Source organism: Nonomuraea sp. NPDC049158 (assembly GCF_040648335.1).
In the GTDB taxonomy this organism is placed as follows: Bacteria; Actinomycetota; Actinomycetes; order Streptosporangiales; family Streptosporangiaceae; genus Nonomuraea.
Map to the genome: position 1 here is coordinate 245,423 of NZ_JBEZDM010000011.1, position 26,012 is coordinate 271,434.

Consider the following 26,012-nt stretch of genomic DNA (forward strand, 5'->3'; position numbering starts at 1 on the left):
GTGACGAAACACCGCTGAAATCCAGGTTCTTGTATACAGTCTCCTAAAGTTCTTCCCCCCGGAGGCACCATGAGACCCAGGCTGGTCTTGACGCTCGCCGTACTCCCCATAGCCCTGACGGCTTGCGGTGGAGGCGGTTCGAGCGGCACCCCCGTCGCCCCGTCAGTGGCCGACGCCACGTCCGACAGCCGCGCCGTCAAGAGCGGCGGCACCCTGAACATCGCGCTCAACGCCGACCCCGACGCGCTCGACCCGAGCGTGTCCACCACGCTGGTGGGCCGCGAGGTGTTCGCGAGCATGTGCGAGAAGCTCTTCGACATCGACGCGAAGGCCACGCTGGTGCCGCAGCTCGCGACCGCCCTGCCCGAGGTCTCGGCCGACGGCAAGGAAGTGACGATCAAGCTGCGCGAGGGCGTGAAGTTCAACGACGGCACCGCCTTCGACGCGGAGGCGGTCAAGAAGTCGCTGGATCGCCACCGTACCTGGGAGAAGTCGGCCCGCCAGGCCGACCTGGCCGCCGTGTCGAAGGTGAGTGTGGTCGATCCGGCCACCGTCAAGCTCACGCTGGCGCGCGCGTTCACGCCGCTGACGGCGCAGCTCGCCGACCGCGCCGGGATGATCATGTCGCCCAAGGCGCTGGAGGCGGCGGGCGACAACTTCGGCGCGAGCCCGGTGTGCGTCGGGCCGTTCACGTTCGCGAGTCGCACCTCCGGCAGCCAGATCGTGCTGGACAAGGCGCCCGGCTACTACGACGCCGCCAAGGTGAAGCTCGACAAGCTCGTATACAAAATCATCGTCGACCCGAACGTACGGGCCGCGAACCTGAAGTCCGGCGACGTCCAGGTGGCCGACCAGCTGGCCACGACCACGGTCAAGGGCGTACAGGCCGACCCGAACCTCACCGTCGTGTCCGGCGGCGGGCTCGGCTACTACGGCCTCACGATCAACACCGGCAACGCCAACGGCTCCACCGAGAAGCCGGGCCCGGTCAACACCCCGCTGGCCAAGAGCCCGCAGCTGCGCGAGGCGTTCGAGCTGGCGCTGGACCGCGACCAGATCAACAAGACCGTCTACAACGGCCTGTACGAGGCCGACTGCTTCCCGCTGCCCGCCGACAGCCCCTACCGCGCGCCCGTGCTCCAGTGCGCCAAGCGCGACCTGGCCAAGGCCAAGCAGCTGGTGCAGGCGTCCGGCGTGCCGACGCCGATCCCGGTCACGCTGACCACGCCCAACGACGCCACCAACCAGCGCCTGGCCCAGGTCATCCAGCAGATGACCAAGGAGGCGGGCTTCAACGTCACGGTGCAGACGGCCGAGTTCGTCAGCACGCTGGAACAGGGCAAGGCCGGCAAGTTCGACACCGTGCTCAACGGCTGGTCGGGCCGGGTGGACCCGGACGGCAACCTGTCGAACCTGATCACCAGCCGCGGCAGCAACAACTACAGCGGCATGTCCGACCCCGGCATCGACGACCCGATCAAGGAGGCCGCGGCGGCCACGGAGCCGGCCCAGCGGGCCGAGCTGTACGCCAAGGCGTTGCAGCGGGCGGCCGAGGTGCGCGGCGTGGTGTACCTGTACCACAACAAGTACTACCTGGGCATGAACAAGACCGTCGCCGGTGTCCAGTACTTCAAGGATGGCCTGCCCCGCTTCGTCACCGCTGGGTTCGCCGCCTGATGGTCTGGTTCATCCTCCGCAGAGCGGGCTCGGCGGTGATCGTGCTGTTCCTGGCCAGCATCCTGATCTTCCTCGGGATCAGGGCGCTGCCCGGGGACCCGGCCGTGGTGATGGCCGGTGAGGAGGCCTCGCCCGCGATGGTCGAGGCGATCCGCCACGAGTTCGGCCTGGACAAGCCCCTGCCGGTTCAATACGTCGACTACGTGGGCCAGACCCTGTCCGGCAACCTCGGCCGCTCCACCCAGGACCAGCTGCCGGTGGCCGACATCCTGGCCGAGCGGCTGCCGGTGACGCTGGAGCTGTCGGCGCTGGCCCTGCTGGTGGCGATCGTCGTGGGCCTGGGCGCGGGCATCGTGGCCGCGATGAAGCGGGGCCGGCTGCCCGACTACGTGGCCACCGGCTTCGGCCTGGCGGGGCTGTCCGTGCCGCACTTCTGGCTGGGGCTGCTCGGCATCCTGCTGTTCGCGGTGACGCTGCGCTGGCTGCCCGCCTCCGGGTACGTCCCGTTCACCCAGGACCCCGGCCAGAACCTGCAGCGCATGATCCTGCCCGCCCTGGTGCTCGGCACCGGGTTCGCGGCGATCCTGATGCGGCAGACGCGCTCGGCCATGCTGGGCGCGCTGTCGGCCGACTACGTGCGGACCGCCCGGTCCAAGGGCCTGTCGGAGGCCAAGGTGGTGGGCGCGCACGCGCTGCGCAACAGCCTCACGACCGTGGTGACCGTCCTGGGCCTGCAGCTGGGCGCGCTGATCAGCGGCGCGGTGGTGACGGAGCAGATCTTCGTGATCCCCGGTTTCGGCAAGCTGACCGTGGACGCCGTGCTCACCCGCAACTATCCGGTCATCCAGGCTGTGGTGCTGATCACGGTCATCGGGTACGTGCTGGTCAACCTCCTGGTCGACATCGCCTACGCCTTCCTCAACCCCCGCATCCGGCTGTCGGGAGGCGGGCATGGCTGACGCGCTGGCCGTACCGGTGACGACGGGCCGGTCCGATCGCCGCCGCAGGCTGTGGCGGCGCTTCAGGCGGCGCCCGATGCCGATGGCGGGGCTGGTGCTCGTCGCCGGGTTCCTGCTGCTGGCGCTGCTCGGTCCCCTGCTCACCGGCGATCCGTCGGCGCAGGACTACACCGCCACGCTCGCGCCGCCGTCGGGTGCGCACCCGCTCGGCACCGACGATCTGGGCCGCGACGCCCTGGCCAGGATCGCGCACGGGGCGCAGGTATCACTGCAGGCCGGCGTGCTGTCCACACTGCTGGCCATGGTGATCGGCATCCCGATCGGGCTGGTGGCCGGGTTCTACCGGCGCTGGCTGGACCCGGTCGTGATGCGGCTGGTCGACGTGACGCTGGCCTTCCCGTTCCTGGTGTTCGCGGTGGGGCTGGCGGCGATCATCGGCCCCTCGCTGAAGGGTGTGGTGCTGGCGCTCGGCTTCTCCCAGCTGCCGGCGGTCATCCGGATCACCCGTGGCGAGGTGCTGGCGATCAGGGAGATGGACTACGTGGCCGCGGCCATCGCCGATGGCGCGACCGACCGCCACATCCTGCTCCGCTACGTGCTGCCGAACTGCTCCAGCCCGCTCATCGTGCAGGCCACGGTGGCGATCCCGGCGGCGATCATCGGTGAGTCGACCCTGTCGTTCCTCGGCCTGGGGGTCCAGCCGCCGACGCCGTCCTGGGGCGTGATGCTCACCACCGCCCAGCAGTACCTGGACGTCGCGCCGTGGCTGGCGATCTGGCCGGGACTGATGATCGCGCTGGCCACGCTCGGCTTCAACCTGCTGGGCGACGGGCTGCGTGACGTTCTCGACCCGAGGAGCGGCCGATGAGCCTACTCGAGATCACCGACCTGACCGTCGACTTCGACACCGAGGACGGCCTGGTGCAGGCGGTCAGGGGCATCTCGCTCGAACTGGGCGAGGGCGAGATCCTGGCGCTCTGCGGCGAGTCCGGCTGCGGCAAGTCGGTCACCGCGATGTCCGTGCCGAGGCTGCTCCCGCCGGACACGACCAGGCTGTCGGGCTCGATCAAGCTCGATGGCCGCGAGCTGACCACGCTGCCCGAGTCACGGATGCGGCAGATCAGGGGCAAGGACGTGTCGGTCGTCTTCCAGGAGCCGATGACCTCGCTCAACCCGTCGTTCACGGTCGGCTACCAGATCACCGAGGTGCTGCGCCGGCACGAGGGGCTCTCCCGCAGGGCCGCGCGGGACCGCGCGGTCGAGCTGCTCGAGCTGGTCGGCATCCCGCTGCCCGCCCGCCGGATCAAGGAGTACCCGCACCAGCTCTCGGGCGGCATGCGCCAGCGGGTGATGATCGCGATCGCGGTGGCCTGCTCCCCACGGGTGCTGATCGCCGACGAGCCCACGACCGCGCTGGACGTGACGATCCAGGCGGGCGTGCTCGACGTGTTCCGCGACCTGCGCGACCGGCTCGGCACCGCGGTCATCCTCATCACCCATGACCTGGGCGTGGTCGCCGACATCGCCGACCGGGCCGTGGTCATGTACGCGGGCCGGGCCGTGGAGCAGGCGCCCGTCACCGAGCTGTTCGCGCGCCCACGCCATCCGTACACGCTGGGCCTGATGAACGCCCTGCCCTCGGCCGCCGTGAACGGCCGGCTCGCCGAGATCCCCGGCATGGTGCCCTCGCCGCTGACGGACCCGGACGAGTGCGCCTTCCAGGCGCGCTGCACCCGCGCGCAGGACGACTGCCGAAGCAAAAGACCCCAGCTAGAGCCCCAACTGCCGGACGATCATCTGGCGGCCTGCTTCCACCCGGGAGGGCGGTCGTGATCCTGGAGATCGACAACCTGGTCAAGCACTACGGCCAGGTACGCGCCGTGGACGGCCTGTCGCTGAGCATCGGCCAAGGCGAGGTGCTCGGCCTGGTCGGCGAGTCGGGCAGCGGCAAGTCGACCGTCGGCAAGTGCGTACTGCGGCTGACCGAGCCCACCTCGGGCGGCATCCGGCTCGACGGCCGCGACATCACCCACCTGTCGCGCCGGGCCATGCGCCCGCTGCGCAGGGACGTCCACATGGTCTTCCAGGACCCCTACTCCTCGCTCAACCCGCGCTTCACGATCGAGCAGATCGTCGGCGAGCCGCTGCTGCACCACGGGATCGCGAGCCGGCGCGAGGCGGGCGGGCGGGTCGCGGCCATGCTGGAGCAGGTCGGGCTCCGCCCGGAGATGAGGTCGCGCTTCCCGCACGAGCTGTCCGGCGGGCAGCGGCAGCGGGTGGGACTGGCCCGCGCGCTGATCCTGGAGCCCAAGCTGGTGGTGGCCGACGAGCCGGTGTCCGCGCTGGACGTGTCGGTGCAGGCGTCGGTGCTCAACCTGATCACCGATCTGCAGCGGGAGATGGGCTTCTCCTGCCTGTTCATCACCCATGACCTGTCGGTGGTGGAGTTCCTGGCCGACCGGATCGCGGTGATGTACCTGGGCAGGATCGTGGAGTCCGGGCCGACGGCGCAGATCTTCGCCGAACCCCGCCACCCCTACACGCAGGCCCTGCTGTCGGCCGCGCCGGTGGCCGACCCGGTCAGGCAGCGCGAGCGGCGCCGGATCGTGCTGGGCGGCGACGTGCCGAGCCCGGTCGATCCGCCTTCCGGCTGTCGTTTCCACACCCGGTGCCCGCTGGCGTACGACGCCTGCCGGACGAGCGAGCCGGCACTGACAGACCCCCGTACGAGCGGCCACCCGGTCGCCTGCCACCTGGTCACGGCCGATCACGTACCCGACGCAGCCCAAAATCGATGAAGGGACGCAGTTTGTTCACCACCAGGCCCGAGCTGACCGGAGACTTCGGCATGGTGGCCAGCACGCACTGGCTGGCCTCCGCTACCGGCATGAGCGTGCTCGAACGCGGCGGCAACGCCTTCGACGCGGCCGTCGCCGCCGGGTTCGTCCTTCAGGTGGCGGAGCCGCACCTGAACGGGCCCGCCGGCGAGGTGCCCATCCTGCTGTGGAGCCAGGACGAGGAACGGGTGTCGGTCGTGTGCGGGCAGGGCATCGCCCCCGCCGCCGCCACGATCGACCGGTTCACCGGCCTGGGGCTCGACGTGGTGCCCGGCACCGGGCTGCTGGCGGCCACCGTGCCCGGGGCGTTCGGCGGCTGGATGCTCATGCTGGAGCGCTGGGGCACCTGGACGCTGGCCGACGTGCTCGAACCCGCCATCCACTACGCCACCCACGGCGTCCCGGTGCTCGACCGGATCGCCACCACGGTCTCGTCGGTGGAGCGGCTCTTCCTCGAGGACTGGCCAACGTCCGCCGCGACCTGGCTGCCGCAGGGGAAGGTGCCGGGTGCCAAGCTGACCAATCCCGTGCTCGCCGCCACCTACCGCAGGCTCCTCTCCGAGGCGCGGGCCGCGTCGAGCAGCCGCGAGGGGCAGATCGCGGCCGCCCGCGACGCCTGGTACCGGGGCTTCGTCGCCGAGGCGATCGCCCGGTTCAGCGCCGAGACCTCCTGGCGCGACAGCTCGGGCGAGGTCCACGGCGGCCTGCTCACCGGCGACGACCTGGCGGGCTGGTCGGCGTCGGTCGAGGAGCCGGTCACCTTCGACTACCACGGGCACACGGTCTGCAAGACGGGCCCGTGGGGGCAGGGGCCGGTCTTCCTGCAGCAGCTCGCCCTGCTGTCGGGGTTCGACCTGGACGCGATGGGACAGCTCAGCGCCGACTACGTGCACACGGTGATCGAGAGCGCCAAGCTCGCCTTCGCCGATCGCGAAGCCTGGTACGGCGACGCCGAGGTGCCCATGGCCGACCTGCTCGACGACGCCTACACCGCGAAGCGGCGCGCGCTCATCGGCGCCCAGGCCGACATGGAGCTGCGGCCGGGCGCGCCCGGCGGGCGCACGCCTCGGCTGCCGGTGTTCCCCGGCGCCGGCACGGTCAGCACCGCGCCGGGCATCTCGGGCGTACGGTCCGGTGTGGGCGAGCCCACGGTCGGCTCCGATGGCTCCACCCGTGGCGGTGTGGGCGAGCCCACAGTCGGCTCCGACGGCTCCACCCGTGGCGACACCTGTCACGTGGACGTCGTGGACCGGCACGGCAACATGGTCTCCGCCACGCCGAGCGGCGGCTGGCTGCAGAGCTCGCCCACGATTCCCGAGCTGGGCTTCTGCCTCGGCACCCGGGCGCAGATGTTCTGGCTGCAGGAGGGGCTGCCCGCCTCGCTGCGGCCGGGCACGCGCCCGCGCACCACGCTGTCGCCGTCGTTCGCGCTGCGCGAGGGCAAGCCGTGGCTGGCGTTCGGCACACCCGGCGGCGACCAGCAGGACCAGTGGAGCCTGAACTTCTTCCTCTCCCTCGTCCACGGCGGGCTCAACCTGCAGCAGGCCGTCGACGCCCCCATGTTCCACTCCGAGCACTTCCCCAGCTCCTTCTTCCCGCGCGGCTCCCGGCCGGGCGTCATGCACGTCGAGAACCGGCTGGACCCGGCGGTGGTCGCCGAGCTCCAGCGGCGCGGCCACCAGGTGGAGGTGCAGGGGCCGTGGTCGCTCGGCCGGCTCAGCGCGGTCGCCCGTGACAGCGGCTTCCTGAAGGCCGCCGCCAACCCGCGCGGCGCCCAGGGCTACGCGGCCGGCCGATGATCGAGCTGTCCGAGCTGGGCTTCCTGGCCGGGGCGGGCCTGCTGGCCGGGGCGGTCAACGCCCTGGCCGGCGGGGGCACCCTGATCTCCTTCCCGGCGCTGCTGGCGCTCGGCTACCCGAGCATCACCGCCTCGGTGACGAACGCGGTGGCGCTGTGGCCCGGCTACCTGGGCGGGGTCCTGGGCTACCGGGCCGAGCTGCACGGGCAGCGGCGCCGGGCCACGGTGCTCTCGGCCACCACCGTGCTCGGCGCGATCGTGGGCAGCTCACTGCTGCTGCTCACACCGGGACGGCTGTTCGACTCGCTGGTGCCGTGGCTGGTGGCCTTCGCGAGTCTGGCGCTGCTGGCCCAGCCGTGGCTGCGCAAGCGCTTGGAGGGCGACGGGCGCCAGGGCACCAGCGGGCTGGTCCACCTCGGGGTGTTCCTCGGCGGCTGCTACGGCGCCTATTTCAACGGCGGCATGGGGGTGCTGCTGCTGGCGGTGCTCGGGCTGTTCCTGCATGACGACCTGCATCGGGTCAACGCCGTGCGGGCGACCCTGTCCCTGGTGATCAGCACGGTGTCGGTGGTGGCGTTCTCGCTGTTCGGGCCCGTGCGATGGGAGGCGGTGGCGGTGGTCGCGCCGGCGAGCCTGGCGGGTGGCTTCCTCGGCACCCGTCTGGCCCGGCTCATGCCGCCCGCGGTGCTGCGCGGCGTGGTGGTCGTCTTCGGGCTCGGCGTAGCCACCGTGCTCGCCCTGCGCTGAAATGGACCGGTCAGGCGACCGTGGCCTCGATCAGGTCGTCCACGACCGCCGCCAGGTGCCCGGTGCGGGCGTGCGCCCTGCGCTGCCGCTCCGCTCCGGAACCCCGGCCGAGCAGCCGGCCCAGCCCTTCTTCGACCAGCGGCAGGTCACCGGCCTCGTCCGCGGCGTCCCGTACGTGCTCCAGAAGACGCCCCGCCATCACCCGCGCCGGCACCAGCGCCCCCTCACGCACGTCGAGACTGTCGCCGCCGAGGCCGTCGCGGGCGGCCCGCCAGTAGGCGGCCCGGACGACCTCCGACGGGATCGGCAGGCCCCGGTCACCGCGCGCCACGGCGGCCAGCGCGGTCACGACCAGGCTGCGGATCAGCCCGATGATGGTGAGGCTGTCGCTGACGTCCAGCGGCACGTCGGCGACGCGCACCTCGATGGTCGGCAGCGAGGGTGACGGGCGCGCGTCCCAGTACACCGTCTTGGGGTCCATCAGCGCGCCCGACTGCGACAGCGCGCGCAGCGCCAGCTCGTAGTCGGCGTACGACGGGAAGTACGGCGGTGCGCCGGAGACCGGCCAGCGGCCCCAGCTGATCACCCGCCAGGACGCGTAGCCGGTGTCGCGCCCCACGAAGAAGGGCGAGTTCGCGGCCAGCGCGATCAGCGTGGGCAGCCAAGGACGCAGGTGGTTGCCGACGTAGACGGCCTGTTCCTCGTCGGGGACGTCCACGTGCACGTGCAGGGCGCAGATGCTCAGCTCGTCCTGCAGCGCGCGGTAGAGGATCCGGCCCTGCTCGTAACGGACGTCGTCGGTGAGCGGACTCGGCACGACGTCACCGAGGACGGGGATGCCGCTGGCGACCACGGCCAGCCCGCACGAGCGGGCCGCCTCGGCCACCTCCTTGCGCGCGGCCCTCAGCCGCGTGCCTAACTCACCGAGGTCGGCCGAAGGAGCGGTACGTACCTCGACCTGGAAACGGGTGATCTCGTGAACGACGTCTAGAACGTCCGTCGCGGCGGCCAACACCTCTGCCGCCCGGGGAGCCACGTGGCGCGACCAGGGATCGACGATGAGGTACTCCTCCTCGATCCCGACAAGAGGAGTCACATCCCTTTTATGCCCTTTTTTCCGCTAGGCAAAGCGGTATGGGCCATAGTGTGCGTACGGCCTTCCCTCGGCCAGCGCCCAATACTGGTCGCCGAAGGACCAGTGCCACCACTCCGTCGGGTAGTTGACCAGGCCGACAGGCTCCAGGGCGTCAGCGAGGATCTTGCGATGGGCGCGGGCGTCGGCCGAGATGTTCGTGGCGTCCATGTAGCAGGCGCCGTCGCTTTCCTCCGGGTTGTCGTTGACCTGGGTGCCCATGTCGTACTCCGTGCCGTCGGGCGCGCTTAGCGTCAGATCGACGGCGGCCCCGGCGGTGTGCGGGGCCACTTCGACCGGCGATACATACCGACTCGCCGCGATATATGCCTCGTCAAGCGACATGTCAGGGAAGGCGGCGCGCAGCCCGTCGCGGTACTCCTCGAAGATGCGGCGCTGCGTGTCGATCGGCCGGTAGCCCTCGACGACCAGCAGATGGAAGCCGTCGGGCAGCCGCCGCTCGGCCCGCTCCAGCCGGGCCAGCAGCCCGGACCGCAGGTGCGCGTAGGCACCCGCGCGGTCGGCCATGCGTTTGTCCACGCGCAGGCGCCCGCGTACGTCCGCCAGTTCCTCGCCGTTGTCGCGCACCGGGATCGCGGCGACGCGGGGATCGGAGATCAGCACGATGTCGCTCGTGAGCTGCCACATAGGCAGAAATTCTCACACAGTGTCGGAGAAAACCTGATCTCGGGCCTGTGCCAAGGCCGCGACCAAGGCGCCGCGCAGCACCGGATTGCCCGCCACGCCGGTCGTGACGACCTTGGGCCGGGTCGGGCAGAACCGGGCGACGGCCTCCTCGACCTTGGCGGCCAGGCGTTCGCCGCCCGCCCGGCCGACGTCGCCGCTGAGCACGATCAGGCCGGGGTCGAGGACGACCGTCACGGCCGCGGCCCCCACCGCCAGGCGCGCCGCCACCTCGTCCAGGTACCCGTCGCAGCCGTTGCGTACCTGGTCGGGGACCGTGGTGCCGAGCACGCCGTGCGTGGTGGCGAGCCCGCTCAGCGCGTCGTGCCCGACCAGCCGCTGGAAGGAGCCCGAGGTCGGCTGCGACACGTCGACGGGCAGCGGCTCGCCCGGCACGGGCAGCCAGCCGATCTCGCCCGCCGTGCCGCTGATGCCCCGGTGCAGCCGCCCGCCGAGCATGACGCCCAGCCCCTGGCCGACACCCGCCCAGATGACCACGAAGTCGTCGTATCCGGCGGCGGCGCCGTAGCGGTGCTCGGCCAGCGCGACCAGGTTCACGTCGTTCTCGATGATCACCGGGACACCCAGCGTCTGGCGCAGGCTGGCCAGCACGCCGACGTGCCAGGCCGGCAGGTCGCAGGAGAAGCGCACGTCGCCGCTGCCCGGATCGACCACACCCCTGGTGCCGATCACGAAGGCGCGCAGCTGTGACAGGCTGACGCGGGCCGAGGCGCAGGCCCGCTGGACCGCGGAGTGCACGGCCTTGACCGGATCCCCGTCCGCCGGGTTGACGGTGACCTCGACCACGATCTGTCCTGTGATGTCCGCCACACCCACGGTGAGACTGTCGGGCAGCACCTCGAGCCCGGCGACGTACGCGCTGGACGGGTTCACCGCGTACAGCGCCGCGTGCGGACCCCTGCCTCCCGCCCGCTCCCCCGCCACCCGGACGAGCCCCCGCTCCTCCAGCCGGGCGAGCAGCTGACCTGCGGTCACCTTGGACAAGCCGGTCCGCTCACCGAGCTCCGCACGGGTCAGCGGCCCGTCCTCCAGGAGGAGTTCGAGTGCCGTGCGGTCGTTCAACCGGCGGAGCAGCCGAGGGGTCCCCGGGCTTCGGCTCATCGACGCGCTCCCTCTCGTCACGAATGGCTAACGGGCGTTTTTTTTAAGAAAGTTTCTTGTTAGTTTAGCAGCAGTCGTTCGGACATGCAGATCAGCCTGGTGCGGACCGCAAGCGAGCACCCGGGAAGGGAGAACCCTGTGAGGATCGCGCAGATCACCGCCACTACGGTCACCACTGCCGCTCTGGCCCTGGGCCTGGCCGCCTGTGGTTCCGGCGGGACACCCGCGGCTTCGCCGAGCGCGGCGGCCTCCGCCCCCGCGTCCGGCCCCAAGTACGCGGGCAAGCAGCTGACCTTCTGGCGCCTGGGCGACAGCAACCCCGCCGCGCAGAAGTACACCGACGAGCTGGTCGCCGCCTATGAGCAGCAGACCGGCGCCAAGGTGAAGGTCGAGTGGATCCCGTGGCCGCAGGTGAACGACAAGTTCACCGCCGCGGCGGCCGGCGGCACCGGTCCTGACGTGACCGAGATCGGCAACGACCAGGTGCCGCTGTGGCAGAGCCAGGAGGCCCTGGAGCCCGTCACCGACATCGTCGCCTCGGGCGACCAGGCGCAGATCCCGAAGAACCTGATGGGCCTGGAGACGATCGACGGCGAGACCTACGCCGTGCCGTGGGGCGGCGGCAGCCGGGCGGTCCTGTACCGGGCCGACTGGTTCAAGGAGCTCAAGATCGACGTCCCGAAGACCTGGGACGACATGATCGCCGCGGCCAAGAAGATCCAGTCCAAGAAGGGCAAGGACGTCGACGGGTTCGCCTTCAACGGCGGCTCCGACGCCAACCACCTGCTGGGCGCCCTCGCCTGGACCGCCGGCGGCGACTACGCCGTCAAGGAGGGCGACAAGTGGGTCGGCAAGCTGACCGACCCCGCCTTCAAGTCCGGCTTCGCCCAGTACACCGGCCTGGTCACCGACGGCCTGTCCAGCAAGTCGCGACTCACCCAGAACACCACCGACATCCGCACCCGCTTCGCCAACAACAAGGTGGGCATGTACCTCACCGCGTCGTGGGACCTGCCGGGTATCGACGAGGACAGCAAGGGCAAGCTCAAGGGCGACAAGCTGGCCTTCTTCCCGCTCCCGTCCAAGGACGGCGGCGAGGCGCAGTCCTTCCTGGGCGGCAACGACATCGCCGTGTGGGGTGGCGCCAAGGAGAAGGACGCGGCCAAGGAGTTCGTGAAGCTGGCCTCCGGCAAGGAGTGGGGCGACAAGTACGCCAAGGACGGCGGCCTGCTCCCCGTCTACCCGGACGCCCTGGCCGCGCTGGCCAGCGACCCGGCCCAGGCGCCGTTCGCCGCCGCCTTCGCCAAGGCCAAGGCCTTCCCGGCCAGCCCGCACTGGACCGAGGCCAACGAGACCAAGGCGGTGCTGCAGAACGCGGCCCGCACGGTGATCGAGGGCAAGTCCTCGGCCGACGACGCGCTGGCCAAGGCCAACAAGGAGCTCGAAGACATCCTCAACGCCGCCTCCTAGCCCTATGACGAACACCTCGACGCTCGCCAGGGGTGGCGGCCAGTCCGCCACCCCGCGGCGGCCCAACTCCCACCGCCCGGCCCGGGCCAGCGGCCTGCCCACCTGGTCGGTGCCGTACGTGCTGCTGATCCCCGGCCTGCTGGTGATCGGAGCGCTGCTGCTCTACCCGCTGTTCCAGGTCGGGGTCATCGCCTTCCAGAAGGTGGGCCTGGTCCAGATCAGCGGCAAGAAGCCCGCCACCTGGGTCGGCTGGGACAACTTCACCCGCATCTTCGACAACGAGATCTTCTGGTCCTCGCTGCGCAACACGCTCGTCTTCGCCGTCGTCGCGGTGTCACTGACACTGATCGTCGGCACGGCGGTGGGCGTCCTGCTCAACAAGCTCGGCAGGAAGATGTCCACGTTCGTGGTGGTCGGCATCATGTTCGCGTGGGCCGTGCCGCCGGTGGCGCAGGGCGTCATCTGGAAGTGGCTGTTCGACGCGGAGGCGGGGGTCATCAACTGGGCACTCAACCTGCTGCCCGACTGGCTGTCGAGCCTGCTCTTCGGCCGGACCGACTGGACCGGCCAGCCCTGGCTCAACGACGCGTGGTCCATCTACATGGTGCTGATCATCTGCGTCGTCTGGGCGAGCTTCCCGTTCGTGGCCGTGTCGGTGCTGGCGGGGCTCAAGGGCATCCCGGCGGAGTTGTACGAGGCCGCGCGGGTGGACGGGTCGTCGGCCTGGCGGACGTTCAGGAAGATCACCTTTCCGCTGCTCAAGCCGGTCTTCGCGGTGCTGACCGTACTGTCGATCATCTGGGACTTCAAGGTCTTCAGCCAGCTGTACGTGCTCATGGGCGGTCCATCGAACCGTGAGGCGTTCAACCTGTCGATCTACTCCTACGCCGAGGCCTTCCGGCCGCCGCCCAAGATGGGCTCCGGCGCGGCGATCGCCCTGGTGCTGACCGCGATCCTGCTGGTCATCACCGCGGTGTACGTCAGGCAGCTCGTCAAGCAGGAGGAGATGTGACCCCGCTCGCCCGCAAACAGCTCGGCAAGATCGCGCTGAACGCCGCCGGGTTGCTGGTGTTCCTGGTCGCGATCTTCCCGGTGTACTGGATGGCCTCGACCTCGTTCAAGGCCAACGACCAGATCTTCACCACCGACTTCATCCCGTTCCCCACCCATTTCACCTTCGAGCACGTCGATCGGGTGCTGAGCGAGGGCGTGGCCGGGCACTCGATCTGGCTCTACATGCGCAACAGCGCGATCGTGGCGGTGGGCACCGTGCTCATCGGGGCGGTCTTCTCGCTGCTGGCGGCGACCGCGGTGGCCCGCTTCAGGTTCAAGGGGCGCAACACGTTCCTGATCCTGCTGCTCATCGTGCAGATGATCCCCTCCGAGGCGCTGCTCATCCCGCTGTTCCTGAGCGTCAAGCGGCTCGGCCTGTACGACCAGCTGGCCGGCCTGATCGTCGTCAACGTGGGGCTCACGCTGCCGTTCGGCATCTGGATGCTGCGTACGTTCGTCGCCGCCGTGCCCAAGTCGCTGGAGGAGGCGGCCTGGATCGACGGCGCGGGGCGGATGACCACGTTCTGGAAGGTGCTCTTCCCCCTGGTCGCGCCGGGTCTGGTGGCCACCAGCATCTTCTCGTTCATCACCGCGTGGAACGAGCTGATCTTCGCGCTGGTCCTGATGAGCGGCTCGGAGGGCTACACGATGCCGGTCGCCATGCAGTACTTCTTCGGGCAGAAGGGCACCGACTGGGGCGCCATCATGGCCAGCTCCACGATGATGACCATCCCGGTCGTCGTCTTCTTCCTGCTGGTTCAGCGCCGCATGGTCTCCGGTCTGGTGGCCGGGGCCGTCAAGGGCTGACCGATCCACGGATCTTCGTGCGGCTTCGCCGTGCCCAAAAAACCATTGATGAGGAGCTATGAGTCAGAGTGATCGGGGGCTGCGCCGCCTCGCGGCCGGCACGCTGCTCGTCGCCTTCCAGGGCACCACGGCGCCCGACTGGGTGCTGCGCGAGCTCGAGAACGGCTTGGGTGGTGTCACCCTCTTCGGCTTCAACGTCGCCGACCCGGACCGGCTGCGGGCGCTGACCGCGTCCCTGCGCGCGGCCGGCGAGCCCGTCATCTCGCTGGACGAGGAGGGCGGCGACGTCACGCGCCTCGCCTACCACGTCGGCAGCCCGTACCCGGGCAACGCGGCGCTGGGCGCGGTGGACGACGCCGAGCTCACGCACCGGGTCTACCAGGCGATCGGCTCGGAGCTGGCCGCCTTCGGCATCAACCTGGACATGGCGCCCGACGCCGACGTCAACACCGAGGCCGACAACCCGGTGATCGGCACCAGGTCGTTCGGCGACGAACCTGAGCTGGTGGCCAGGCACACGGTGGCCGCCGTCCAGGGCCTGCAGTCGGTGAACGTGGCCGCCTGCGTCAAGCACTTCCCCGGCCACGGCGCGACCCGGGTCGACTCGCACGTGTCCGTACCCGTCGTGGACGTCACGCTCGACGTGCTGCGCGCCCGCGAGCTGGTGCCGTTCCGGGCGGCGATCGGCGCGGGGACCAAGTCGATCATGACCGCGCACGTGGCGGTGCCCACGCTGACCGGCCCGACCCCGGCCACGCTGTCGCCCGCCGCACTGACCGAACTGCTCAGGGGCGAGCTCGGGTATGACGGCGCGGTCATCAGCGACGCGATGGACATGCACGCGATCACCAAGAGCGTCGGCCTGGCCGGTGGCGCCGTGCTGTCGCTGACCGCGGGCGCCGATCTGCTGTGCCTGGGGCCGCTGCCCACCCACGACGACGTGCGGCACATCATCGACGAGATCGTCACGGCCGTACGGGAGGGGCGGCTGCCCGCGGCCCGGCTGGAGGAGGCCGCGGCCAGGCTGGCGGCGCTGCGCGAGTGGTTCGGCTCGCCCGCTTCGCCCTCGGTCGAGCAGAACGGGGTCGGCCTGCACGCCGCCAGGCGCGCGGTGCGGCTCACGGGCGTGACGGAGCCGCTGGTCGAGCCGCTGGTGATCGAGGTGGACACGCCGCCGACGATCGCCGTCGGCGATGTGCCCTGGGGCGTGGGGCCGTGGCTGCCCCAGGCCGAGATCATCCGGGTGAAGCCGGCCGACGCGGACGTCCCGGTGCTGCTGGCGAAGGCCACGCACCGGTCGCTGGTCCTGGTGATCAAGGACGCGCACCGCAACGAGGCCAGCCGCGAGCTGGTCTCCGCCCTGGTGGCGGCCCGGCCCGACGCGACGGTGATCGAGATGGGGCTGCCGATCTGGCGGCCGGACAGCGCGGCCTACATCGCGACGTACGGCGCGGCCCGGGCGAACGCCCAGGCGGCCGTGGAACTACTCACCGTCTGAGCCGGGCTGGCCGTGGCCCGAGCCGGGCCGGTCGTGGCCGAGCCGGGCCGGTCGTGGCCGAGCCGGGCCGGTCACGGCTTGAGGAGTGCCTCGCGGGCCTGGTCCAGGGCCGCGAGGACGGCCCCGCGCAGCACCGGGTTCTTGTCGGTGACCGTGGTGGTGACGACCTGGGGGCGTACGGGGCAGATGCGGGCCACGGCCTCCTCCACCCGGGCGGTGAGCGCGGTGCCACCGGCCTGGCCCACCTCGCCCGCCAGCACGACCAGGCCCGGGTCGAGGATCACGCAGACCGAGGCCACGCCCAGCGCGAGCCGGTGCGCGATCTCGTCGAGAAAGGGCTCGCCCTCGGCTCCGGCCGCCACGGCGACCTTCACGCACTGCCCGGCGCTCTCCGCCGTGAACCCATAACCCCCCGCGAGCTCGCTCACGGCCTCGGCGCTGACGAGCGACTGCAGGCCGCCCGCGAGCGAGGGCAGCCGGCCCGGCTCGGTGCGGATGTCCTCGGGCAGGGGTACGCCGGGCACCGGCAGATAGCCGATCTCACCCGCGCTGCCCGAACGGCCCCGGTGCAGCTTGCCGCCGAGCATCACCGCGAGACCGAGGCCACGGGCGGACCAGAGCAGCACGAAGTCGTCGAGCCCCTGGGCGGCGCCGTCGGCGCGCTCGGCGATCGCGGCCAGGTTGACGTCGTTCTCGATCGTCACCTCGCGTTTGAGGTCACCGGCGAGCGCCTCGTGGATGCCCTCGTGCCAGCCGGGCAGGTCGAAGGAGAAGCGCACGTCGCCGCTGCGCGGATCGACCACGCCGGGGGTGCCGATGACCACGCCGCGCAGCCGGCCGATGCTGATCTTGGCGCTGCGGCAGGCCTTCATGATCGCGCCGTGCACCACCGAGACCGGGTCGTCGAGGTCGGTGGGATCGACGGTGACCTCGGCGATCGTCCGGCCGTGGATGTCGGCGACGGCCGCGGAGATCAGCTCGGGCCCCACCTCGAGCCCGGCCACGTAGGCGCTGGAGGGGATGACGGAGTAGAGCGCCGCGTTGGGGCCGCGCCCGCCGGCCTGCGTGCCGACGACCTCGACCAGCCCGCGCTCCTCCAGCCTGGACAGCGTCTGCGAGGCGGTGACCTTGGACAACCCCGTCCGATCGCCGATCTGACCGCGCGTCATCGGGCCCGTGGCCAGCAACAACTCCAGCGCGGCCCGGTCGTTGATCTCCCTGAGCAGTCTGGGCACACCAGGGCGTCGCTCCACGCTGAATCCCACCGTCAAATCGAAAAGGTTGTTGGAAGTTTAGCGCCCTGGACCTTGCTTATCACCGCAGGTGAACACGAGGATGTCTCACGATCATCCCCTCTGTCCTGCGCCGCCTCGGCGGCCCACTGATCGCGGTGTCCGTGCAGGCACCGCGCCTGCCGCGTCCGGATAGGCCGCCCATTCTGGCGACGTTGCGCATAACCAGTGTTGACCAGGAGGGATAATCGACAACATGCGCCTTTCCGCTCGTGTCGACTACGCCCTCCGTGCTGCCGCCGAACTCGCCGCGGCCGGCGCCGGCCCGACCACCGTGGGCGAGCTCGCCAAAGAGCAGGACATGCCCCCCAAATACCTGGAAAACATCCTGCTGCAGATGCGCCGCGCCGGACTGGTCCGTGGCCAGCGGGGTCCGGAAGGCGGCTACGTCCTGGCCAGGGCGGCCGCGGAGATCTCCCTCGCCGACGTCATCAGGGCGGTGGACGGGCCACTGGCCAACGTACGAGGTGAGCGTCCCGAGCACGTGGGCTACCGGGGACCGGCCGAGTCGCTGCAGCAGGTGTGGATCGCGCTGCGGGCCACCGAACGCGCCATCCTGGAGGAGGTCACGCTGGACCAGGTGGCCAGCGGCGCCCTCCCCGACCGCGTCCGCCAGCTCGCCGCCGACCCCGCCGCCTGGGACTGACCCCACCCGCCGGACCGGCTCGCCGCCCTGGGACTGACCCCACACGGCTCTGACCCCGTCGGCGCGGGTTTCTAGACTGGAGGCATGCCCGAAGGAGATGCCGTCTACCGCACGGCCGCCCGGCTCCGCGGTGCGCTCGACGGCCGGGTCCTGACCCGTTCGGACTTCCGCGTCCCCCGGCACGCCACGGCCGACCTCAGCGGCCGGACGGTCCTGGAGAGCCTCTCACGCGGCAAGCACCTGCTGACCCGCGTCGAGGGCGGCCTGACCGTGCACACGCACCTGCGCATTAACGGCAGTTGGCGGGTGCTGCCCGCCGGCCGTCGCACCGCCCCCGGCGACCAGATCCGGCTGGTGCTGGCCAACGAGCAGTGGCAGGCCGTGGGCGTGCGGCTGGGGGTGGTGGACCTGCTGAAGACCGCCGACGAGCACCATGTCGTCGGGCATCTGGGGCCCGATCTGCTCGGCGACGACTGGGATCCGGCCGAGGCCGTGCGCCGCCTGCGCGAGGCGCCGGAACGGACGATCGGGGAGGCGCTGCTCGATCAGCGCAATCTTTCGGGAATCGGCACCATCTATCGCGCCGAGACACTCTTCCTGCGCGGCATCTGGCCGTGGCGGAAGGTCGGCGACATCGAGGACCTGGACGCGCTCGTGACACTCGCCCAGCGGCTCTTGGCGGCGAACAGGACACACGCCGCCACAGTGACCACGGGCGACCGCAGACCGGCCGGCCAGACGTGGGTCTACGGCAGGGCAGGCCGACCCTGCCGCCGATGCGGTCGTCGCATCAGCCGCGGGGAGATGGGCGCACAGCCACAGGAACGCCTGATCCTGTGGTGTGGTGACTGCCAACCGCGTTAGGCGGCCACCATGTCCTTGACTTCGGGAAACACGGAGTCGGAGATCGACCCGGGCACCGTCTCGGGAAGGGGGATGCGCTCGTGCTCCGGCGCGTCGGCGAGGACAGGGGTGGCCTGGAGCTCCGCCAGCGCGAACTGGTCGGACACCTCACGCAACACCTGCGACAGCGGCACCCCGAGGGCGCCACAGATCGACGCCAGCAGCTCCGATGACGCCTCCTTCTGACCGCGCTCAACCTCGGACAGGTAGCCAAGCGAGACACGCGCCAGCGTGGACACCTCACGAAGAGTGCGTCCCTGCCGCACCCTCAATCGCCTCAGCACGTCGCCGAGCAGCTGACGCAGCAGAATCATCTGTCGCTCCCTCCCCGGCGTGGATGGCTTCACCGCCACGCCCCGCGCGGTCGGATCGTGCCGTCCGTTCTTCTTCTTCGGCTCGTACATGCTCCTCGCCGTCATCATCGGACGTCTCCGTCCCTGCCCCGCCGCGCTTCCTTCATTGCGCAATGGCTCAGTGCGTGACAGCTCATTACGTGAAGGTTCGTTACGTGACTCGTTAGGCCCGCCTGCCGGGCGCTCGGTGCTTGCAGATGGCTCACGGACCTCACTCACAGCTCCACCGTACCCGTATCAACCGACACCGTGTGAGACCGTGCCTCGGATGTTCGCTGGGGACGTAACACGGTAATCACCCGGTATGTTCCCCATTGTTCCCCTTCAGCACACTTGCCAGTAGATCGATAGCCTCGTCCACCGTCTCTACCCTGATACGTTCGCGAGACCCCTCAAGCCTCAACTGTCTCTGCCAAATCTGATCTCCGGGTCCGCTGACGGCCACATGCACCGTGCCGACGGGCTTTCCATCCTGTGGCTCCGGCCCCGCCACCCCGGTCACCGCCAGGCCGTATGTCGCCTCGCACAGCCGGGCGACCCCCGCCGCCATCGCCGCCGCCACCTCCGGGTGCACGGCCCCCTCCCGGCGCAGCAGCTCGTCCGGCACCTCCAGGAGCCGGTGCTTCAGATCGGTGGCGTAGGAGATGACCCCGCCCCTGAACGACTTGGAGGACCCCGAGACCGAGGTGAACGCCGCCCCGATGAGCCCGCCGGTCAGCGACTCGGCCACGGCGAGCGTGGCGGCCCGGTGTACGAGCAAGGAGAGAACCTCCGCGGCACCAACCATGATCACTCCCCGCGGGCCCGCCGGGCCACCTGCCGTAGCTTGATCGCGCGTACCACGTAGTCGACGCCCGTGGCCACCGTGACGACCAGGGCCGCGCCCATCACCACCCAGCGGATCGGGTCGGGCACGCCGGGCAGGATGTAGAGGACGATGGCCGTGATCTGCAGCACGGTCTTGACCTTGCCGCCGTAGCTGGCCGGGATGACCGCGTGCCTGAGCAGCACGAACCGCAGAGCGGTGATGCCCAGCTCGCGGCCCAGGACGGTGACCGTCACCCACCACGGCAGCTCGCCGAGGATCGACAGGGACACCAGGGCCGCGCCGGTCAGCGCCTTGTCGGCGATCGGGTCGGCGATCTTCCCGAAGTCGGTGATCAGCCCGTAGCGCCTGGCCAGCTCACCGTCCAGATGGTCGGTGAGGGAGGCCACGCCGAACACCGCCAGCGCGGCCAGGCGCCAGCCCATGCCCGGCAGCAGGAGACAGACGACGAAGAAGGGGACGAGCACCAACCGGAGGACCGTGAGGACGTTGGCGATGTTCCACGGGCTCACCACGCGGCGCTCGTCCTTGGTCATGGACCGGCCTTGATGCGCGCGATCAGGTCAACCCCCTCGGCGTCGACCACCACCGCGCGCACGATCTGACCGCGGACCAGGCCGATGCCCTGGACCGTGACGGACCCGTCGACCTCGGGACCCTGGTGGGCGGCCCGTCCCTCATAGCCGCCGTCACCCAGGTCGTCGTCGATGAGCACGTCGACCTCCGTGCCGATGCGCTCCTCCGCGCGCTGCGCGGTCAGCTCCTCGGCGAGCTCGGTCAGGACGCGCACGCGCTCGTCGATGACGTCCTGGTCGAGCTTGCCGGCGAAGCCGGCCGCCTCGGTGCCGTCCTCGTCGGAGTAGCCGAACACGCCGATCACGTCGAGCCTGGCCTGCTCCAGGAAGCCGACCAGCTCGCCGAACTCCTCCTCGGTCTCACCGGGGAAGCCGACGATGAAGTTGGAGCGCACACCCGCCTCGGGCGCGCCCTCACGGATGCTGTCCAGCAGCCCCAGGAAGCGCTCAGGGTCGCCGAAGCGGCGCATCCGGCGCAGGACGGTGCCACTGGCGTGCTGGAAGGACAGGTCGAAGTAGGGGGCGATGCCCTCGGTGCCGGCGAGCACGTCGATCAGCCCCGGGCGCAGCTCGGCCGGTTGCAGGTAGCTGGCCCGCACCCGCTGGATGCCCTCGACGGCCGCCAGCCGCGGCAGCAGCTTCTCCAGCGCCCTCAGGTCCCCCAGGTCCTTGCCGTAGGACGTTGAGTTCTCGCTGACGAGGACGAGCTCACGGACGCCTCGGTGGCCCAGCCAGTCGGCCTCGGCCAGCAGCTCCTCGGGATCGCGCGAGACGTAGGCGCCGCGGAAGGCCGGAATGGCGCAGAACGTACAGCGCCGGTCGCAGCCGGAGGCCAGCTTGAGCGAGGCCACAGGGCTCTCGTCGAGCCGTTTGCGCAGCACGCGCGGCCCGCTGGCGGGCGCCAGCCCGTCGGGCAGGTCGCCGTGGCCGGGGATGGCGGTCTTGCCCGCGCTGGCACGGTCCACGGGCGAGATGGGTAGCAGGGTGCGGCGGTCTCTTGGGGTGTGCGGCTTGAGCGGCCGACCGGCGAGCACGTCGTCGAGTCGGCCGCCGATCTCGGTGTAGTCGTCGAAGGAGATGACGGCGCTGGCCTCGGGCAGAGCGTCGGCGAGCTCGTTGCCGTAGCGCTCGGCCATGCAGCCCGCGGCGACCACTTTGGCCCCGGAGTCCGCCGCGGCCAGCAGCGTGTCGATGGAGTCCTTCTTCGCCGAGTCGATGAAGCCACACGTGTTGACGACGACGACATCGGGGTCGTCGTCGCCCAGCTGCCAGCCGGCAGCCTCGAGTCGCGCGGCCAGCTCCTCGGAGTCGACCTCGTTGCGCGCGCAGCCCAGAGTGATCAGCGATGCGGTTCGGCGGGATGACATGGTGAACACTACGGTATCGGCAGTTGGCCACCACCGGGCGCACGGGCTACCTAGGTTGTGCCTTGGAAGGCTTGAACGAGCGCGTCACCATCTCCCCGAGAGCCCCCGGATGACCTAGATCCTTGCCGTCGACCTGCAGCGACACGGCGCCCGCGTCACCGATCAGAAGACGGACCTCGGTGTCGGACCGGTAGGTCTTGCTCTTGCCCGCCGCCAACGTTCCCGAGAACAGCTTGCGTCCCTTGGCGTCGCTGACGTTCAGATAGGACGGGCTCTTGGCCTTGACCTTGACGACGACGACGTCCTTGGCGGCCGCGTTGGACGCCTTCCCCTTGGCGTGCGACGGCTTGGGAGCGTGCTCGTTGATCGGGACGTTCGGCGGGATGAGGTGGGAGTCGGCGGTGCGCATCTCGTCCGACGTGCCGCCGCCGAGCACCCTGACCGCCCCGAAGACCATGGTGATGGCCAGGGCCACGCCCAGCGCCATCGTCCAGTTGAGACCGCGCCGCTCGTTGATCCTGATCTTGCGCTCGGCCTGGAAGACGGCGGCGGCCCGGATGGGCGTGACCGCCCCGCTGTGTTCTTCGTCATAGAGGTGGACGGTCGCCACGGGATCGAGCCCGACGGCCTTGGCTACGGCCCTGACATGCCCCCTCGCATAGAAATCACCACCGCACTGCGAGAAGTCGTCACGCTCGATCGCGTAGATGATCGCCTCACGAATGCGGGTGGTCTCGCTCAGTTGCGCGACCGTCAGCCCGGCTGACCGCCGGGCCGCCGCCAGCATGGCCCCTGTGCTCTGTTCCGGCATGGCTAGCGCCTTCCGTCCCACGACGTTCTGTAATGATTCACATTCAATCAGTAGTCGTCGGGCGAACGTGCATTGGGGTCATTCGCCACGCAAGTCAGCTAGCAAACCGGGCAGATCATCGGGCTTCACGATCACTTCGCGGGCCTTGGAACCCTCGCTGGGGCCGACCACGTTGCGGCTCTCCAGCAGGTCCATGAGCCGGCCCGCCTTGGCGAAGCCGACGCGGAGCTTGCGCTGCAGCATCGAGGTCGAGCCGAACTGCGTGGTCACGATCAGCTCGGCCGCCTGGACGAGCAGATCGAGGTCGTCGCCGATGTCCCCGTCGATCTCCCGCTTGACCGGCGCCGCGGCGACGTCGTCGCGGTATTCGGCCTGCATCTGCGTCTTGCAGTGCGTGACGATCTCGGCGATCTCCTTCTCCGAGACGAACGCGTTCTGGATGCGGATGGGCTTGCTGGCGCCCATCGGCAGGAACAGCGCGTCACCCTGGCCGACCAGCTTGTCGGCGCCCGGCTGGTCGAGGATGACCCGCGAGTCGGTGAGGCTCGACACGGCGAAGGCCAGCCGCGAGGGCACGTTCGCCTTGATCAGGCCGGTGACCACGTCGACGGAGGGCCGCTGCGTGGCGATGACCAGGTGGATGCCGGCCGCGCGGGCCAGCTGCGTGATGCGCACGATGGAGTCCTCGACGTCACGCGGGGCGACCATCATCAGGTCGGCCAGCTCGTCGACGATCACCAGAAGGTACGGATAGGGCTGGTAGACCCGCTCACTGCCCGGCGGCGGCTGCAGCTTGCCGGCCTTGACGGCCTTGTTGAACTCGTCGACGTGCCTGAACCCGCTGGCGGCCAGGTCGTCGTAGCGCCGGTCCATCTCCCCCACCACCCATTCGAGGGCCTCCGCGGCCTTCTTCGGGTTGGTGATGATGGGCGTGATCAGGTGGGGGATGCCCTCGTAGACCGACAGCTCCACCCGCTTGGGGTCGACCAGCACCATGCGTACCTCGTCGGGCGTGGCGCGCATCAGGATGGAGGTGATCAGGCCGTTGACGCAGACCGACTTGCCGGCGCCGGTGGCGCCCGCGATGAGCAGGTGGGGCATCTTGGCGAGGTTCGCCACGATCGTGCGGCCCTCGACGTCCTTGCCCAGTCCCACGATCATCGGGTGGTGGTCGCTCTGCGCCACCTGGGACTTCAGCACGTCACCCAGGGAGACCAGGTCCTTGTCCGCGTTCGGGATCTCCACCCCGATCGCCGACTTCCCCGGAATCGGCGACAAGATCCTGACATCTGCCGATTTAACGGCGTAAGCGATGTTCTTGGTGAGGGCCGTGACCTTCTCCACCTTGACCGCGGGGCCCAGCTCGATCTCGTAGCGGGTCACGGTCGGGCCGCGGGTGAACCCGATCACCTGCGCGTCGATGACGAACTGCTCAAGGACGCTGGTCAGCGCGTTGACGACGACGGTGTTGGCCTTGGTCTGCGGCTTGGGCGCGCTGCCCGGCTTGAGGAACTGCAGATCAGGCAGACTGTACGGCCCGGCCTGGGGTGAGAGCACCAGCTGCTCGACCTTGCGGGGCGCGGGAGTGGGCTCCGGCGGCTCGGCCTTCTTGACCGGCGCGGGGGGCGGCTCCTCCTCGTCCGTCAGCCCCGGCACGATCTCGGGCGAGTGCTCGGCGCGCTTGTCCTGCTCGGAGAGCACCGGCGTGTCGTACGGCTTGACCAGATCGGGCTTGTCGCCCGTCTCGCCCTTCTTGGCCCTGGTCCGCTTCTTGACGGGCGTGGCCTGCTCGGCGAGCGCGTGCCGTTCGAACAGCAGGTGCGTGAGCTCGGCCAGCCGCTCCGGGACGCGGTGGACGGGGGTGGCCGTGATGACCAGCACGCCGAAGCCCGACAGGATCAGCAGCAGCGGGATCGTGATCCAGGCGGGCAGGATGCTCATCGGCGGTGCCGAGACGATGAACCCGATGATGCCGCCCGCCTGCGACACCCGCTCCATGCCGTCGTTGGCGGTGCCGGCGGGGTAGGGCGTGTCGTTGGCGACGTGGATGACGCCGAGCACGCCGACCAGCAGCGCGCTCCAGCCGATCACCATGCGCCCGGTGTCGGCGTTCTGGTCGGGGTGGCGCAGGTAGCGCCAGGCGAGCAGGCCGAGCAGCAGCGGCAGCGCCCACGCCAGCGAGCCGAACACGCTGTGCACGGTGACGTTGACCACGCCGGAGACCGTGCTGTCGGCCTGGCGCCAGGTCATCGCGGCGAGCACGATGGCGCCGGCGAGCACGGACAGGCCCACCCCGTCGCGCCGATGCGCGGGATCGAGGTCGCGCGCGTTCTTGCCGAGCGCCCGGGCGGTGCTGCCGATGCCGTTGGCGAGCAGCATCCAGAGCCCGACGATCAGCTTGCCGATCATCGTGAAGACCCAGGTGATCGGGTCATGATGGGTCAGGCCCGGCTTGCGGGCCGACCCGGCCCCCTTCGCCCTCGGCCGCCCGGTCGAGCTGGATGCGCGCTTGGCGGGGGTCGAGCGGGCGGAGGTCGACCGCTTCGCCGGCCCCTTGGATGCGCTTTTCGGCGTACGGGTGGCCATGATGCCAAAGGTACGACGGAGACACCGCGTAACGCACACAGGCTCGCCGAACGCGCGGCGGCGGGGTGCGAAAGCTTTCCTACCCCGGGCTCGTCACCATCGAACCGCGTCGAAGGCGGCCCGCATGTCGGCCACCAGTTCGGTCATGTCTCTGATCGCTTCCCTCGATGCCTCGTCATCGGCGCAGGAGCCGGCCAGTTCGTCGAGCCGCGCCTCGACGGCGCCGAGCCGCTCGGAGAATCCGCACAGCACCTGAGCGTTCCTCGACAGCACCACGTCGTTCTGCACCAGGTCGCCCAGCAGGGCGGTCTGCTCGCGCAGCACCGCGTTCTTGCGGAACAACTCGATGAAGACCGCGACCTTGGACCGCACCACCCACGGATCGAACGGCTTGGTGAGGTAGTCGACCGCCCCCACGGCGTAACCGCGGAACGCGGTGCCGGATCCCGGCTCGGTGCTGGTCAGGAAGATGATGGGCACGTCACGCGCCTGGTCGAACCGCTTGATGTGGGAGGCCGTCTCGAAGCCGTCCATACCGGGCATGAGCACGTCGAGCAGCACCACCGCGAAGTCGTGGCGGAGCATCAGCTTCATGGCCTCCTGCCCCGACCTGGCCTTGAACAGCTGCTGTTGAAGCGGGCGTAAGACCGCCTCGAGCGCGACCAGGCTCTCGTCCTTGTCGTCGACCAGCAAGATCTTCACCTGGCGATTCATCACAACCTTCCTTCTCCCCCGAGACCACCTGAGACCGCCCGAGACCCGCCCATATCTCACCTCAGGGGGGTCCAACAGCACGACCATGGAGGCCTTCTTTGCAACTGGGGGGTATTGGAGCCGTCCAGTCTGCCACTCTGAGAGTGACCGAACTG

General features: G+C 70.1%; 24 protein-coding genes. 13 read left to right on the forward strand and 11 right to left on the reverse strand.

What is annotated here, in order from left to right:
• Positions 1–69 precede the first annotated feature (69 nt).
• The 7 genes from AB0B61_RS25110 to AB0B61_RS25140 are packed head-to-tail and all read left to right on the forward strand — an operon-like array spanning position 70 to position 8,018.
• Positions 70–1,677 carry an ABC transporter substrate-binding protein gene (locus tag AB0B61_RS25110; RefSeq protein WP_358436169.1) on the forward strand — a complete coding sequence of 536 codons (1,608 nt, stop codon included), beginning with the start codon at positions 70–72 and terminating at the stop codon, positions 1,675–1,677.
• Positions 1,677–2,636 carry an ABC transporter permease gene (locus tag AB0B61_RS25115; RefSeq protein ID WP_358436172.1) on the forward strand — a complete coding sequence of 320 codons (960 nt, stop codon included), beginning with the start codon at positions 1,677–1,679 and terminating at the stop codon, positions 2,634–2,636. The genes AB0B61_RS25110 and AB0B61_RS25115 overlap by 1 nt, the downstream gene beginning before the upstream one ends.
• Entirely contained in the window at positions 2,629–3,504 is an 876-nt protein-coding gene (locus AB0B61_RS25120; protein ID WP_358436175.1) for an ABC transporter permease, read from the forward strand. The genes AB0B61_RS25115 and AB0B61_RS25120 overlap by 8 nt, the downstream gene beginning before the upstream one ends.
• Complete coding sequence (locus AB0B61_RS25125) at positions 3,501–4,469, forward strand: ABC transporter ATP-binding protein (RefSeq protein WP_358436178.1); 969 nt, start codon at positions 3,501–3,503, stop codon at positions 4,467–4,469. Before AB0B61_RS25120 ends, AB0B61_RS25125 begins: the two co-directional genes overlap by 4 nt.
• On the forward strand, positions 4,466–5,434 hold the full coding sequence (locus AB0B61_RS25130) for an oligopeptide/dipeptide ABC transporter ATP-binding protein (protein ID WP_358436181.1): 969 nt from the start codon (positions 4,466–4,468) through the stop codon (positions 5,432–5,434). Before AB0B61_RS25125 ends, AB0B61_RS25130 begins: the two co-directional genes overlap by 4 nt.
• Complete coding sequence (locus AB0B61_RS25135) at positions 5,431–7,272, forward strand: gamma-glutamyltransferase family protein (protein ID WP_358436184.1); 1,842 nt, start codon at positions 5,431–5,433, stop codon at positions 7,270–7,272. Before AB0B61_RS25130 ends, AB0B61_RS25135 begins: the two co-directional genes overlap by 4 nt.
• Positions 7,269–8,018: a sulfite exporter TauE/SafE family protein gene (locus AB0B61_RS25140; RefSeq protein ID WP_358436186.1), complete on the forward strand. Its 750-nt coding sequence runs from the start codon at positions 7,269–7,271 to the stop codon at positions 8,016–8,018. Before AB0B61_RS25135 ends, AB0B61_RS25140 begins: the two co-directional genes overlap by 4 nt.
• Before the next feature lie 10 nt (positions 8,019–8,028).
• On the opposite strand, the gene AB0B61_RS25145 is transcribed toward AB0B61_RS25140, so the two are convergent.
• Genes AB0B61_RS25145 through AB0B61_RS25155 form a run of 3 tightly spaced genes read right to left on the reverse strand, consistent with a single transcriptional unit; the run spans position 8,029 to position 10,956 of the window.
• Positions 8,029–9,114, reverse strand: coding sequence for a glutamate--cysteine ligase (locus tag AB0B61_RS25145; RefSeq protein ID WP_358436189.1), 1,086 nt, complete (start codon positions 9,112–9,114; stop codon positions 8,029–8,031).
• Positions 9,115–9,138: 24 nt separating this feature from the next.
• Positions 9,139–9,798, reverse strand: coding sequence for a M15 family metallopeptidase (locus AB0B61_RS25150; RefSeq protein WP_358436191.1), 660 nt, complete (start codon positions 9,796–9,798; stop codon positions 9,139–9,141).
• A 12-nt stretch (positions 9,799–9,810) separates the two neighbouring features.
• Positions 9,811–10,956 (reverse strand): ROK family transcriptional regulator, encoded by a 1,146-nt coding sequence (locus tag AB0B61_RS25155; RefSeq protein ID WP_358436194.1) that lies wholly within the window; start codon positions 10,954–10,956, stop codon positions 9,811–9,813.
• A 138-nt stretch (positions 10,957–11,094) separates the two neighbouring features.
• On the opposite strand from AB0B61_RS25155, the gene AB0B61_RS25160 reads away from it, so the two are divergent.
• From AB0B61_RS25160 to AB0B61_RS25175, 4 genes are read left to right on the forward strand one after another with little or no spacing between them, the layout of a single operon-like run.
• Positions 11,095–12,426, forward strand: coding sequence for an extracellular solute-binding protein (locus tag AB0B61_RS25160; protein ID WP_358436196.1), 1,332 nt, complete (start codon positions 11,095–11,097; stop codon positions 12,424–12,426).
• A gap of 4 nt (positions 12,427–12,430) precedes the next feature.
• A complete protein-coding gene (locus AB0B61_RS25165; protein ID WP_358436199.1) occupies positions 12,431–13,438 on the forward strand; it encodes a sugar ABC transporter permease in 1,008 nt (335 codons plus the stop codon).
• A complete protein-coding gene (locus tag AB0B61_RS25170; RefSeq protein WP_358436202.1) occupies positions 13,435–14,286 on the forward strand; it encodes a carbohydrate ABC transporter permease in 852 nt (283 codons plus the stop codon). The genes AB0B61_RS25165 and AB0B61_RS25170 overlap by 4 nt, the downstream gene beginning before the upstream one ends.
• 58 nt (positions 14,287–14,344) lie before the next feature.
• Entirely contained in the window at positions 14,345–15,784 is a 1,440-nt protein-coding gene (locus AB0B61_RS25175) for a glycoside hydrolase family 3 protein (RefSeq protein ID WP_358436205.1), read from the forward strand.
• 71 nt (positions 15,785–15,855) lie between these two features.
• Here the strand turns inward: AB0B61_RS25175 and AB0B61_RS25180 are convergent, their stop codons facing one another.
• Entirely contained in the window at positions 15,856–17,037 is a 1,182-nt protein-coding gene (locus AB0B61_RS25180) for an ROK family transcriptional regulator (RefSeq protein WP_358436207.1), read from the reverse strand.
• A gap of 235 nt (positions 17,038–17,272) precedes the next feature.
• On the opposite strand from AB0B61_RS25180, the gene AB0B61_RS25185 reads away from it, so the two are divergent.
• Together AB0B61_RS25185 and AB0B61_RS25190 are read left to right on the forward strand one after the other, a co-directional pair.
• Positions 17,273–17,722 carry an Rrf2 family transcriptional regulator gene (locus AB0B61_RS25185; protein ID WP_214638527.1) on the forward strand — a complete coding sequence of 150 codons (450 nt, stop codon included), beginning with the start codon at positions 17,273–17,275 and terminating at the stop codon, positions 17,720–17,722.
• Between the two features lie 84 nt (positions 17,723–17,806).
• Complete coding sequence (locus AB0B61_RS25190) at positions 17,807–18,586, forward strand: DNA-formamidopyrimidine glycosylase family protein (RefSeq protein WP_358436209.1); 780 nt, start codon at positions 17,807–17,809, stop codon at positions 18,584–18,586.
• On the opposite strand, the gene AB0B61_RS25195 is transcribed toward AB0B61_RS25190, so the two are convergent.
• The 7 genes from AB0B61_RS25195 to AB0B61_RS25225 form a co-directional block, all read right to left on the reverse strand.
• Entirely contained in the window at positions 18,583–18,939 is a 357-nt protein-coding gene (locus tag AB0B61_RS25195) for a helix-turn-helix transcriptional regulator (RefSeq protein ID WP_357656163.1), read from the reverse strand. The two genes, AB0B61_RS25190 and AB0B61_RS25195, sit on opposite strands and share 4 nt — an antisense overlap.
• A 334-nt stretch (positions 18,940–19,273) precedes the next feature.
• Entirely contained in the window at positions 19,274–19,765 is a 492-nt protein-coding gene (locus AB0B61_RS25200) for a CinA family protein (protein ID WP_358436210.1), read from the reverse strand.
• A gap of 2 nt (positions 19,766–19,767) precedes the next feature.
• Positions 19,768–20,340, reverse strand: a complete 573-nt coding sequence (gene pgsA, locus AB0B61_RS25205; protein WP_358436212.1) for a CDP-diacylglycerol--glycerol-3-phosphate 3-phosphatidyltransferase — start codon at positions 20,338–20,340, stop codon at positions 19,768–19,770.
• On the reverse strand, positions 20,337–21,746 hold the full coding sequence (gene rimO, locus AB0B61_RS25210) for a 30S ribosomal protein S12 methylthiotransferase RimO (protein ID WP_357946937.1): 1,410 nt from the start codon (positions 21,744–21,746) through the stop codon (positions 20,337–20,339). The genes pgsA and rimO overlap by 4 nt, the downstream gene beginning before the upstream one ends.
• A gap of 46 nt (positions 21,747–21,792) precedes the next feature.
• Positions 21,793–22,557, reverse strand: coding sequence for a helix-turn-helix domain-containing protein (locus AB0B61_RS25215; RefSeq protein WP_358436215.1), 765 nt, complete (start codon positions 22,555–22,557; stop codon positions 21,793–21,795).
• A gap of 78 nt (positions 22,558–22,635) precedes the next feature.
• The gene (locus AB0B61_RS25220) at positions 22,636–25,143 is read right to left on the reverse strand and encodes a DNA translocase FtsK (RefSeq protein WP_358436217.1); all 2,508 of its coding nucleotides are present in this window, start codon (positions 25,141–25,143) and stop codon (positions 22,636–22,638) included.
• A gap of 93 nt (positions 25,144–25,236) precedes the next feature.
• Positions 25,237–25,857 carry a response regulator gene (locus tag AB0B61_RS25225; RefSeq protein ID WP_358436219.1) on the reverse strand — a complete coding sequence of 207 codons (621 nt, stop codon included), beginning with the start codon at positions 25,855–25,857 and terminating at the stop codon, positions 25,237–25,239.
• Positions 25,858–26,012: the final 155 nt, after the last annotated feature.